The 11,814-nt window shown below is 44.3% G+C and carries 10 protein-coding genes; 3 read left to right on the plus strand and 7 right to left on the minus strand.

The features are described 5' to 3' along the window. Positions 1–494 precede the first annotated feature (494 nt). Positions 495–2,402, minus strand: coding sequence for an amidohydrolase (locus ACED60_RS00395; RefSeq protein ID WP_371726632.1), 1,908 nt, complete (start codon positions 2,400–2,402; stop codon positions 495–497). 363 nt (positions 2,403–2,765) lie between these two features. On the opposite strand from ACED60_RS00395, the gene ACED60_RS00400 reads away from it, so the two are divergent. Beyond that, positions 2,766–3,656: a LysR family transcriptional regulator gene (locus tag ACED60_RS00400; protein WP_102535101.1), complete on the plus strand. Its 891-nt coding sequence runs from the start codon at positions 2,766–2,768 to the stop codon at positions 3,654–3,656. 148 nt (positions 3,657–3,804) lie between these two features. Here the strand turns inward: ACED60_RS00400 and ACED60_RS00405 are convergent, their stop codons facing one another. From ACED60_RS00405 to ACED60_RS00430, 6 genes are all read right to left on the minus strand, one after another. Then, positions 3,805–4,842, minus strand: a complete 1,038-nt coding sequence (locus ACED60_RS00405; protein WP_012600794.1) for a linear amide C-N hydrolase — start codon at positions 4,840–4,842, stop codon at positions 3,805–3,807. A gap of 137 nt (positions 4,843–4,979) precedes the next feature. Then, positions 4,980–5,861 carry a LysR family transcriptional regulator gene (locus ACED60_RS00410; RefSeq protein ID WP_009844919.1) on the minus strand — a complete coding sequence of 294 codons (882 nt, stop codon included), beginning with the start codon at positions 5,859–5,861 and terminating at the stop codon, positions 4,980–4,982. A 136-nt stretch (positions 5,862–5,997) separates the two neighbouring features. Next, complete coding sequence (locus ACED60_RS00415) at positions 5,998–6,555, minus strand: hypothetical protein (protein ID WP_371726633.1); 558 nt, start codon at positions 6,553–6,555, stop codon at positions 5,998–6,000. Then, positions 6,531–7,259, minus strand: a complete 729-nt coding sequence (locus ACED60_RS00420) for a transcriptional regulator (protein WP_371726634.1) — start codon at positions 7,257–7,259, stop codon at positions 6,531–6,533. Before ACED60_RS00420 ends, ACED60_RS00415 begins: the two co-directional genes overlap by 25 nt. Before the next feature lie 22 nt (positions 7,260–7,281). Continuing rightward, the gene (locus tag ACED60_RS00425) at positions 7,282–8,670 is read right to left on the minus strand and encodes a hypothetical protein (RefSeq protein ID WP_371726635.1); all 1,389 of its coding nucleotides are present in this window, start codon (positions 8,668–8,670) and stop codon (positions 7,282–7,284) included. Continuing rightward, on the minus strand, positions 8,667–8,921 hold the full coding sequence (locus tag ACED60_RS00430) for a cold shock domain-containing protein (protein WP_122047081.1): 255 nt from the start codon (positions 8,919–8,921) through the stop codon (positions 8,667–8,669). The genes ACED60_RS00425 and ACED60_RS00430 overlap by 4 nt, the downstream gene beginning before the upstream one ends. 267 nt (positions 8,922–9,188) lie before the next feature. On the opposite strand from ACED60_RS00430, the gene ACED60_RS00435 reads away from it, so the two are divergent. Beyond that, positions 9,189–10,574, plus strand: coding sequence for a TolC family outer membrane protein (locus ACED60_RS00435; protein ID WP_371726636.1), 1,386 nt, complete (start codon positions 9,189–9,191; stop codon positions 10,572–10,574). 148 nt (positions 10,575–10,722) lie between these two features. Continuing rightward, complete coding sequence (locus ACED60_RS00440; RefSeq protein ID WP_371726637.1) at positions 10,723–11,808, plus strand: efflux RND transporter periplasmic adaptor subunit; 1,086 nt, start codon at positions 10,723–10,725, stop codon at positions 11,806–11,808. The last annotated feature ends 6 nt before the right edge of the window (positions 11,809–11,814 follow it).

Consider the following 11,814-nt stretch of genomic DNA (forward strand, 5'->3'; position numbering starts at 1 on the left):
TGCAAGGATTTAATAAGGTGTCACTGTTGATGAGGAGTTGCGGGGCGCTTTATCTCTCCCAGCTAAGTGCTAAGTGCTAAGTGCCAACTGCCAAGCATGACGAACATACTTGTTCATGTAATGAGTTCAATTCGCTAGAGCCTTATTTAGGAAGCCGCACCTGTTGAGCTATGTTGTGGCTAATAGGTTGCGCCACCGAACGGCAAACGTTCTCGATGATCTGTGAAGTGTCGGGATATTTGCCCGTGATATGGAAATCAGTGAGATAGGGGGATTGAAGGTGTGAGAGCGTGTCGGATTGGTTTAGAGAGTTTTGTATAGGGCCATTTGAATAAGGGCTTTTTGTAGAGCGGAATCGGTAAACATGTACCATAAAAAGAAAAAGTGATAGCGGACGCTGAGGTCAGACTATCACTTTTTGAGAACAATCAAGCTTAAGCTATTGAGATGCTTTCGCTCAGCTTAGAGCAATGTTCATCGTTATTGCGCTTACGTTATTGCTGTTGAATCGCCGTAAGAGCGTGTTGGAAGTACAAGCTTGTCGCACACACATCGTGGTCATGATCATGGTGGTGGTGAGGACCGTGAGCGTTGTGGTATCTGTTGATTACATTCACAACTTTCATATTTTGCTCAGTCATGGCTAAACCAGAGTTACTGTTTTTTACAGGAGCAGGGATACCTTGGTAAATCGTTGCTTCAACTTTTATCTTGTTGATGTCTTCAGGTTTTACTGTGTATGGGTTGTCGTCAAGTACCGTAAAGTTGGCCGTTTTACCGATATCAATGGTACCAACTTCATTTTCTAGACGTGCTGTGTATGCTGCATCAATCGTGATTGCGCGCATTGCTTCATCAACCGTGATGCGCTCTTGAGGTCCCATTACCGTTTTGCCAGACAGACCGATTCTGTTTACAGCAGCCCAAACCAACCCTAGTGGTTGCGCTGGTGCCATTGGTGAATCTGAGTGCAATGATAAAATACCACCCGCATCGATGAATGAACGTCCACGCGCCATCACTTCTGCACGCTCTTGACCGATACCTTGTTCAGAGTAAAGCTCAGCCAGAATATGTGTGTAGTAAGGGTTTACACTAAAGTTTGCGCCAAGTTCAACGGCTTTAGGGATGTCGTCTTTATCGGTAATACCTAGGTGATGGAAGCTGGTTCTGTGATCGTCTCTGCCTTTTTCTTTGTTAAGCTTGTCGACAATGTTCAGTGCAGTCTCAAAGCCTAGATCACCATTGGCATGGATAACAATCGTGTAGTCGTCTTCCCAGTAAGGACGCATACTTGCTTCAAGATCTTTAGGCTCTTGCAACCATTCACCTGAGTGGCCATCGGTGTAACCATCTTTAAGTTGCATTAACTGGCTGTACATTGCACCGTCTGAGAACAACTTAACGAATTTAGGTAGCCATTTGATCTGTTCACCTTGATAAGACGGGTGTTGAGTCAAACCTTCGGCAATCGCTTTACCTTTGGCAGGGTCGTTATCCGCCATCATGTAGGTAAAGTTACCGGCTGGCATTAACCAGTAATCCATTGGGAAGTTACCGTCTTCAAGAATGTCGACTACTTGTTCGAACATCTCTGGTGTTGCAACAACACCTGGGTCAATCGCGGTAGTGATACCACCAGAGTGGATGTAATCTTTGGTTCGCTCCATCCCCGTTGCAAAAATGCCGCTATTTACCCAGAAGCTCATTACATCATTGAGAAGGATTTTAGCTCCAGCTTCATAAGCATGGCCTCGTTCCCAGTCTAGCTGATCGTAGTTATAGCCTTCGCCAGTCCAGTCTTCTTCAGACCAACCTAGCATTTCCATCGCTGCATCGTTGAAGAACAATTCGTGGAAGCTACGATGCCAAATGATAATTGGTCGGTCTTCAGAAATGTTATTCAGCAACTCACGGCTCATTTCATTGCCGTGGAAATAGTGATGGTAGCCCCAGCTTACCAATGGTTCGCCTTCTGCCAGTTCACTTTCTAACTCAGTTAAACGGGCTAAGTAGTTATCATGGCCTATTACGCCTACAACGTTGCCCCACGGTAAATCCCAATCAGCAGGAGTAATAAAGTCTGTGCCGATCAATAACGCCATCAGCCAAAGGTGAACGTGAGGTTCAACGAAGCCCGGTGTAAGAACGCGATCTTCAAATGATTTATCAATCGTAAAACCATCTTTTGATTGGTACTTAGTGGTGAGTGTTTTTTGATCGCCAAGGTCGAGGATTTTACCGTCTTGGACTGCGATAGCGTCGACGTTGCTATGATCGTGATCTGAAAGAGTAATGATGTCGTTCGATACATAGAGCGTGATAGGGCTAGTAGAGGTTTCGGCGAAAGCAGGTGTGGCGACTAGGCCAGCAATAACCGTTGAGAGAAGTAGCTTTTTCATAATGGATCCTATTGCTCTCAACTAACGGCCTTGTTCTATGAGAGGATTCAGTCGACCATCGCGCTTTGGAAAATCAATCTTCCTGTGAGCGCTTAGAAAGTCAGTTCTTTGTATTCACGGATAAGTGATAAGAAAAGAGAGGCGGTAAACCCATAATTAGCAATGCGTAACTCTGTTCAAATAAGTGTGTATAGCTAACTTCTGGGCTTACTGCCAATACATAGAGAAGCGAATTTTATCGTTCAAATACAGAGTGAAAACTCTCTTCGCCTCACATTTGTTGCTAATTTAGCAGTGTTATTACGTTTCTAATAACGCATAATGATGGGTAAAACCAAACATTAATTATCTAAGGTGGTAGGGATGTTTTCTTATGAACACTTAAACTCATTCTGTGCGACGTATGACGAACAGAGCTATAGCAAGGCTGCAAGAGCGATTGGTAAAGATAGAACGACCATTCGAGAACAAGTGAAAGCGCTAGAAGACAGCTATCGAACCATTTTATTTACGATTGAAGGAAAAAAGGCAGTACCAACCAGCTTTGCACGTTCTATTTATAAGCAATCAAAACTACTGGTGCAAAACAGTGAGCGATTGCATCTAAGAATGATGAATGCTTATCAACAAGAGCTGACCCGTTTAGATTTTTATCACGATACCCTGATGCCCAATGATTTAGTGGTGGAGATAGAACAGCATGTTTTGAAGGCTCACCCTGACATGGTGCTCAATTGGCTGCATCGAAATCGAGATGAGATCTTGGTTGATGTGACACAAGCGCACAACAAAGTTGCGATCATGCAGCACCGAATGGAAAACATGTCGGAATACCCAATCAGCGCCATCAAACTTGGTGACGGTGATATTGCTGCCTACGCACGGATTGATAGTCCTTTGTTCAAAATCGGTGAGATTCGACTTGAAGATCTTCAATTAGAAACGCAATACATCAGTGAAAACCAAAGCAAAACCATGCCAGAGTGGTTGGGCATATCACCGTATTTTCGCACCGTTAGTAATAACGATATGTTATTGGAATTAGTGAAAGTGAATGGCTGGGCGTTACTTCCAAAAAGCTTAGCGACCGAAGCGGTGAATACGAAGCAGCTACGCCGAATAGAGTTCAATGAGTTGCTTTCACACAGCGCGAAGTTCGGGCTCTCATTCTTCTATCCAACGAGTTTTGAAAATACCAATGTGTATAAAGGTTTGGTTGAAGTACTGAAGGGTTACGCAACTAAGAATTTGTAGACCCACCTTTAGTATCGCTTTGAAAGGTACTTAATATAAGATGAGAGTGAGAGCGCGGTAGATGCACTCTGGTTGAAGCGGAGTGTTGATTATGAATAGGACAAAGGCCAAGTGGCCTTTGTCTCAGGTTTACGCGTGCTTAGTTTGATTAGTTTGCAGATTTAATGATCGTTTCAGTCACATCTCCAATCAAACCCGGCTGGATTAACTGGAAGCTGATCGCTTTTCCAGATTCTTGGATATCTCGCATGTTGTATTGAAGCTGAGTGAAGTCATCTCCCCACTGATAGCGAAGCAACGTTTCTCCTGATTGTAGGTGATAGTTAACCGCGTATTCCGTCGCGTAGCCAGACATCACACCATCAATGGGTGCAATTGGCGCATCATGTGGGATCTTGTAAGTAAGCGAGTCCAGTTTGACCATACCGTTGATCACGCTGCTCGGCTCCGTAAGGTGTTCCATGTAGTAACTTGAATGTACAAACCTGTCTTCTGGGTTGGCATTACCGCCAGTCCCTAAGTTGGTTTGTGAGTATTGTGCTTCTTTTGGCCCCCAACCGCGTTTAGAGCGTTCTACATTGGCCAGATGTTGGTCGTAATCGGGTTGGTTGGTCATTACGGTGTATTCCGCGCCATGCCATACTCGAGGTCCTTCTGCTCTAAATTCTATAATTGCTGAGTCACCCGATGTGTCTTGAAGGCTAATGTGCAGAGCAATTCTAACGGGAATACCGGGTACGAATTCAATGGCAGGTTGCGATTTTTCAACGAATTTAACGGCCTCTTCAACAGTACTAAACTGCGATAAAACATGTTTAAGGTAGGTCAGCGTACCTAAGTCGTCAGCTTGCGTTGAGTCATCTGTATCCATGTTTCGGTCGTACAGCACATTACCACTAAGCCCTTCACTATTCATACCATCAGTAATTTGCCCATAAGTTGTTAATCCAGTGACATCATATTTAGAGGTTACTTGGTTAGAGTTATTTAAGTGGGTAAGGTAAGCGCTGTTTTTTGGAATGTTGACGAGGTGGACGTTGGTTGGTTCTGACCAGTCCACTGTACGTGAAACGAATGTGCCTTGATCTTGTGTATCCCAAAGCAAGCGGGTACATGCTTCGGCGGCAGTAACAACGCCCATAGAGAAGGTAGCAATAATAGCGGTAGATAAAATTTTCTTATTCATGATGAATGCCTTTGTAATTTGAGAACGCAATCATCATGACATTGAATCTAGAAACGAAAAATTCGCATATGCGGGTTAAAATCCATCAATATGGCTAGATAACACGTTAATATTGTTACCTTAACCCATTAATATAACTATGGGGCGAAGTGTGCTTGAGTGATTTTCTTGATTGTAGGTAGTGGTTCTTTGTTACCCATTGATACTGGGTAATACAAGGTTAGTCCAAAATTAAAATGATTTGCGACCTGTTTTACTTGGAGAGCTACCAACTCGCCGCGCTGGACTAGGGGCTTTGCTAGATCGGTACTCATGATTGCCCAACCGTCATGTTTTACCAATTCTAATAAGAGGTCGTTATTGCTGACTAGGTGGTACTGGGGGGAAATAAAATAGAGCTCTGGTAGCGTGTTGAAATGGTTTTCGCTCACATATTGCTTGTCTAACTTTAAGTCTTCAATTGACAGCGCGTTGAGGTGAGGGAGTTTGCTTCTTTTTCCTGCATACATACCTAGCTTGCCATAGCCCAAAGAGAAGAACTCGATATTTTTACTAAAACGTTGGATGTTTTTATGCTCCATAAGCGCGATGCTGTTCGATTCAGATTCAATGTTATCAAACGCGTCCTCTCGATTACGATGCAGCCAATGCACACGAAGTTCAGGGCATTTTTGTTGTAAAGCGTGCTCGATTTTGACAGCCAAATTGAGTGGTAGCGAAATGTCGTGATAGATATTGAGCGTCAGCATCTCATCCATATAGATGTTTTCTAATGAGGTGCTGAGCTTCTCAGTGTTATTCAACACAACCTTGGAGCGTTGATAGATATGATCAGCCGCTTGAGTCGGTGTTGCTTTCTTTCCGATGATTTCAAATAGCGTAACGCCATATAAGTCTTCGACGGCCTTTACTTGGTCTCGTATTGTGGTGCGGTCTTTGCCTAACTTTTTGGCAGCTGCGCTGTATGAAGATGCTTCGTACGTGGTGCAAAATGCCAATAGATGCTCATAAGAAAACATGCTCAAACCTCAATAGAAAGTAAACCCAGACCTTATGATGGAAATTATCCCGCATTAATGTTGAATTCGCTAAATTTTATCTTCGGTAATGAGATGAAAATGTGATCAATACTAGGTGTTTATTTTTCGAGTTCGATTAACGCGCTTCAAGCAAATGCGGTGTGTCTATTTTTATCTGCCTTACCAAACCTATATACGGCAATTCAGTGATGATTTCATGTGACGATACAGAGATGATTTTTCTTGGCGTTGAGAACATACGGAGGATTATATCTCTTGAGAATGCGTGGAATTTTTCTTGATCAATTTTCCTTGATGCTTCTTCTAAACGAATTGAGTCTGCAATCACATCAAACTGGATATGGTTGTTTTCAAAGCGTTGCCACTCAGTGTCGAACTTCACTGTCACCTGAGCAACGGAACCTGATGGGGCGAAAAAATTGAAGTGCATGGCGTGATAAGACTTGTCTTTAGTCATGAGGACCTCAGACTCCGTCTCGACGACGCGTATATCCCATAACTGAGCCAAGTAACCAAATTGACCTGGGTATCTTCTGTGCTCATACGACCAATACTGATCGACAAACACCGATTCTGGGCTGTATTGAGAAATGTAGATGTCTTTGATGACGTAAGACATCAGCGCCACAATAATGAAACCGCTTGTGATTATTTTAGTGGTGATAGATGACATACAAGCACCTCCTTATTGTGATCTCGCCAATACAATCTCGGCAGTGACGGGGCAGAGCTTTCTCGATGAAAGGGTAAAGTATCGAAGAGTGCACTCTGTTGAGCTTCAATCAGTAGCGATTGGCAGATTTGAATGTCTTGATCACTTGGCGTCTCAGCGTTTTGATGGATTAACATCGGGATAGGTGGCGCGATGGTCGGCTCTGCGATTAGGCGACTGAATGCGCCATTGTGGTATAAGCCGACTAAGTTCCAGCCGATAAATAGAACGCAAACTGTCCGGATAAGATTATGAATAAAAAAGGTTTTGTTATATTGAACCCAGTTTGCTGTTTTTGACCATAACGAAGCGTGGCGAGCAATCAATGATTGGTATTCTGTTTCAGTGAGCGCTTGAGTTTCTCCGATGTAGGCGTAGCCCTTCATCACTTGAGTTTGGATGAACTTTGGTTGTTCGCTCGAATCTCCCAGTTGGGCACGCAAGTTTTTTACCGCGGTGGCGACACTCGACTTTGCACGCGTACTTTCCCAAATGGCCTCAAGAATAAACGCTGATGTGAGGTCAGAACCTGAATGTTCAATGAAAAGTGATAGCAATTTCCACTCATTGGAACGCAGTTGCGTCTCTTGCAAAGACGTCAGGTTTAGCAGCTTTCCACTTTGACTGTTATAAAGCAGATTTTGATTTAATAGGTAGAAACTCATCGTGGCTCACTCAAGGTTAAGTCTAAATCTTACTTAAGGTGGATCGTATCGTCAGTAACTTTTGAGCCCACTTGCGACGCCGAGCAAGCTCAAGTGGACTCTCTTGTTTCGCCAATATGCGATCAGCGTGCGCTATTTTATTGGTCAGCCAAAGGCTTTGATACTGCAAAATATTTCTCTCTATCGTATCAGCGTTTGCTGACTTAGTATTTGATTTCAACTGTTCAATGGCTTGATTTATGTTGTCGAGTTTGGCTTTTAATCGAGCTATTTGGTCTTGAGGCGAGAGTGTGGGGCGTCCTCTCTTAACGGGTTTATCTATGGCCGAGCCACTTTCAACATCGCTACTTTGGTTAGATTTTAATTTTGAACAATCGATGGTGCGCTCATTAAGCTGATGTTCTTGGCACAGTATCTGATCTTCTAATACTAGGCTCTGATTGACGAGTTTTTGCAGTTCGCTCATCGGTTTTCTACCGGCTTTTGTTTGGGTTGTTGCTTTGCTGTTTTTTTCGAGCGCCTTGGCGGCCAGTGTTTCGATGCTTAATGCTGCTTGGTTGTGTGCATGACACACCTTTCTGTATTCGAGGTACGTATCTTGAAGCGCTTGCTCTTGTCGCATTAATTGCACAGGCAAGGGGAGTGCTGGTCTGCCCGCGCTGCTTTGTGCTTGCCTTAGCAGCAATGAATCTATTTTGTTGTCAATAATATGCAGCATCAGTAAGCGAATGATCTTTCGTTGATGCTTGATGCGCTCAAGCACAAACGAAGTGTCGTCACTCCAGAAATGATTGAGACTTTCTGAACCATTCAATAAAGCTCCGTTAAGCTCTCTGATGCTTGATTTGAAGCTTTCAGTGACGGTATAGAACCAATCATCTTGTTGAAAGCCAGTCGCCTTAACTAATGTACTTTCGAGCCAAGAGGCCACTGTTTGCGAAACTAACGTTTGCGAGATTACTGTTTGAGAGATTCGCTTTTGTGAGATTCCTTTTTGCGTGACAGCCTGCTCATGGAGCCAAAGCTGATCCGCGAAATCACACAAAAGTATTGACCTTGGCTGCGCCGGAAGCGATCTAATCCGAAGCTGGTACAGGCTAATAAGTTGCAGCACATTACCTAATACCTTCTCTTGAATGCTTTGCCATTGCTGGATCGGATCAGAATGACGTTGCGCAGACAGCATTAGGTTATCAATGCTGCTCCAAATCTTATACTCCTCGGAGGCGCTGATGATGTCGGCGTTAATGAGAGCCAACTGCTCTGCGTTGTGGTCTGGGTAGTGTTGACGAAACTGAGCTTGGTAACGAAGGTTAAGGCTCACGTAATCTCGATAGTCTTTTACAACGTGTTTAGCAAGCTTCACAACTGGCGACAGCGTAGGACGACCTCGTTGATGAGTATTCATCATACTGGCTCTAATACAGAGAATGGTTTTGCCAGAGGTAGCACTTTGACGGCATTCCAGTGAGGCTTATCTTTTACTTTCTCAAGCTCCATATAAACTCGCTGACCTTCCTCTAAGTTAATTTCACCATCAAATTCAATGACACTGATGTGAATGAGTACATCAATATCACCGTGATCAGGTTTAGCAAAACCAAACCCGTTTTCTAGGTGAAACCAAGTGATGTAGCCACGAGTGCAAATCAAATCGGACATTTACGAGATTAACTCAGTGAATAGATAATGAGGTGATTCTATCAGTGGGTGCTATGACTAATTTTGATTTAAATCTATTTAATAAGTAATTAATTAAATCCAATTTCTATGTGGAACCCGACACAAAACCCTCGGTATTTGCCAGCAAATCATGACTTAGAACAAGTTTGATTCCGACGGCGCTACAGCTCAACCCCCTAAATCGCAAAACTTGACTCAAAAGGGCGCAAGTCCGTTCATCCATTTGATGTGTTGGTGGGTCATTCCATGAAAAAACAAACTTCAATGCTTCCAAGTACGGTTGCCGTTAATCGCAGAACGCCGAGATCTTCTATGAAGATCTCGGCGTTAGCTGTGCTGGTGGCCGGAGCATTAACGAGCTACGGAGCATTGGCTGAAAGTGTCAGCTTAAGCGATCTGTATCAGCAGTCTCTCGACAATAACCCTGCGTTAAAAAGTGCAGCACTAGCCATTGATAGTGCTACTTATGGTGCAGACAAAGTAGGTGCCGCGTATTTACCTCAGGTTGATGCAAACCTTGCGTATGGTGTGCTTCGAAACAGCTACACCACACTCAACGAGATAGACACCAACGCGGCACAGGCGTCTATTTCTGTTGGGCAAAATCTTTATAACGCGAAACTGAACGCGGCAAATGAGCTAAGTAATCAACAGGTTGAGCTCAGCCAAGTCTCACACCAAGTCGCGGTGGGTTATTTCAATGCCCTTAAAGCGCAAGAGTCCTTAAAGCAAACCAAAGCGACACAAGAAGCGATCGAAGAGCAACTTAAGCAAACCGAACGTCAATTTTCATTGGGGATGATTCCGGAAAATGACGTGATTGATACGCGCGCTCAGTTCGATTTGGTTTCTGCATCGGTGATTGTGGCTGAAAACGAAGTTGAGAAATCATTGGACGCGCTTTACGAGCTGTCTGGCAATGAGTTTACGTCGGTTTATCCACTGAATACTGACCGTTACGACGCCAATATCCCAACGCCAGAAAATGCGCTGACATGGCAGGAAAAAGCGCAACAATTTAACCCTGAGATGCAAATTCAGAAACAGCTGGTTGAGCTAAGCAAGCAGCAGATTGAATTAGCGCAAGCTGGGCATCAACCGTCGTTAGGCTTGGTTGCTGAGTACCGTTATACGTTTGCGAGCGAGATTCGTAGAACCGAGATGGGTCAGTCAAAGCAGCAGTTTAATAGCATTGATGATAACTCAACCGTGTTTGCAGGTGTAGCAATGACCTTGCCTGTCTACCGAGGCGGGGCAACCAGCAACGAAGTACAACAAGCCAAAGTTCAATACCAACAAGCCCTTCAGCTTCAAGAGCAATCTTGGAGAAGCGTGACGCGTCAAATCCGCGGTGCAGAAAAAGACCTCAATGCCCTTATTAGTGCTCAGCAAGCCTATGCCAACTCTGTTCATTCTGCTGAACGCTCACTTGTTGCGACTCAACAAGGTTTTGAAATTGGCAGCAGAACGATTGTCGATGTGCTGAACGGAACTCGTCAGCTTTATGCGGCGAAGCAAGACCTGACTGAAGCGCAAATTGATTTCATTTTGGTGTCACTGCAGCTCAAGTTCTTAGGTGGTGAGCTTTTACCTGAAGACATCAGTGCGATTAACGCTGGTTTGAAACGCTAGTCGAAAAGCGGGTTAAAGCGCTCGCTCGAAATCATGGCGTCAACGCCGAATAGAAAATAGATCAAATGTGATGGCACCTGAGATTAAACCTCAGATTGAATCAGGATGCGGTCACTCAATGTATCGACGTATTTGTAGAGAACACACGATGAAAAAAATAATAACGTTATTAACCGCAAGTATCTTACTTGCAGGCTGTGGTGGTAATTCACAACCTACGGAGCAAACAGCTGCTCCGGTACCAAGTACACCGGTAACGGTGGTGCTTGCCGAGGAAATGGCACATTCGCCAATCCAATACCATATAGGAAGAATGGAGGCGGTTGAGTCTGCTCAACTGACACCAAGAACCAGTGGTTTCTTGTTAAATAAACTCTTTGATGACGGTGCCTTTGTCGAAGCGGGCGCTGTGCTTTTTGAAATTGACCCAACGTCATACCAAGCGGCATTTGACGCGGCAAAAGCAACCTTATCTGAAGCGCAATCGGCACTGAGCTTGACTCAGCTAAACCATGAAAGAACCACTCAGATGTTGAAGTCGGGCGGTATTTCACAGTCGCAGCTCGATTTGAGTATTGCGGAGCTAGAGATGGCGAGATCTCGAGTGGTGTCTGCGCGAGCAAACGTAAGAGTTCAGCAAGATAACTTAGACCAAACCCAAGTTAAAGCACCGTACTCAGGTCAGTTAGGGAAAAGTAACTTCTCTATCGGTGACATGGTAGGACCTAACTTTGGCCCATTGATTGACCTGATCAAGATGGATCCGATCGATGCGACCTTCTCGATTAAAGAAAGCGAACTGAGTCAATATCAGCTTCAAGGTAAGCAAGCAACATCAGTATTGCTTGAGCGTGATGGTCAATTGACGGACTACCAAGGCAACATCGCTTTTGTTGATAACAAAGTGAATGCAGCCAGCGGTACGGTGACGATTTCTGCCTCTTTTGATAACAGCGAAGCGGGTCTGCTGCCAAATCAATTTGTTCGTGTTGGGCTGACGAGTGCAGAACCATTAAGCGGCGTGCAAATTCCTCATAAAGCGATCCATCAAGATCAGCTCGCTCAATATGTACTTACCATCGAAGAAGGCAACGCGGTACGTCGTGATGTCGTTGTAGGTGATCGAATTGGACAAGATGTTTTCGTCGCAAATGGCTTGGACGCCGGTGAACCAGTGATTGTTGGCGGACTGCAACGTATTCGTCCTGGTGCTCCTGTTTCAGTTGCGGAGTAATAGATT

Source organism: Vibrio sp. 1F279 (genome assembly GCF_041439815.1).
Lineage (GTDB): Bacteria > Pseudomonadota > Gammaproteobacteria > Enterobacterales > Vibrionaceae > Vibrio > Vibrio tasmaniensis_A.

Bases quoted from the DNA above. Each gene is read 5' to 3' on its own strand.
- ACED60_RS00415 (WP_371726633.1), bottom strand. From the start codon at position 6,555: ATGTCATCTATCACCACTAAAATAATCACAAGCGGTTTCATTATTGTG.
- ACED60_RS00425 (WP_371726635.1), bottom strand. From the start codon at position 8,670: ATGATGAATACTCATCAACGAGGTCGTCCTACGCTGTCGCCAGTTGTG.
- ACED60_RS00430 (WP_122047081.1), bottom strand. From the start codon at position 8,921: ATGTCCGATTTGATTTGCACTCGTGGCTACATCACTTGGTTTCACCTA.
- ACED60_RS00440 (WP_371726637.1), top strand. From the start codon at position 10,723: ATGAAAAAAATAATAACGTTATTAACCGCAAGTATCTTACTTGCAGGC.
- ACED60_RS00435 (WP_371726636.1), top strand. From the start codon at position 9,189: ATGAAAAAACAAACTTCAATGCTTCCAAGTACGGTTGCCGTTAATCGC.
- ACED60_RS00410 (WP_009844919.1), bottom strand. From the start codon at position 5,861: ATGTTTTCTTATGAGCATCTATTGGCATTTTGCACCACGTACGAAGCA.
- ACED60_RS00395 (WP_371726632.1), bottom strand. From the start codon at position 2,402: ATGAAAAAGCTACTTCTCTCAACGGTTATTGCTGGCCTAGTCGCCACA.
- ACED60_RS00405 (WP_012600794.1), bottom strand. From the start codon at position 4,842: ATGAATAAGAAAATTTTATCTACCGCTATTATTGCTACCTTCTCTATG.
- ACED60_RS00420 (WP_371726634.1), bottom strand. From the start codon at position 7,259: ATGAGTTTCTACCTATTAAATCAAAATCTGCTTTATAACAGTCAAAGT.
- ACED60_RS00400 (WP_102535101.1), top strand. From the start codon at position 2,766: ATGTTTTCTTATGAACACTTAAACTCATTCTGTGCGACGTATGACGAA.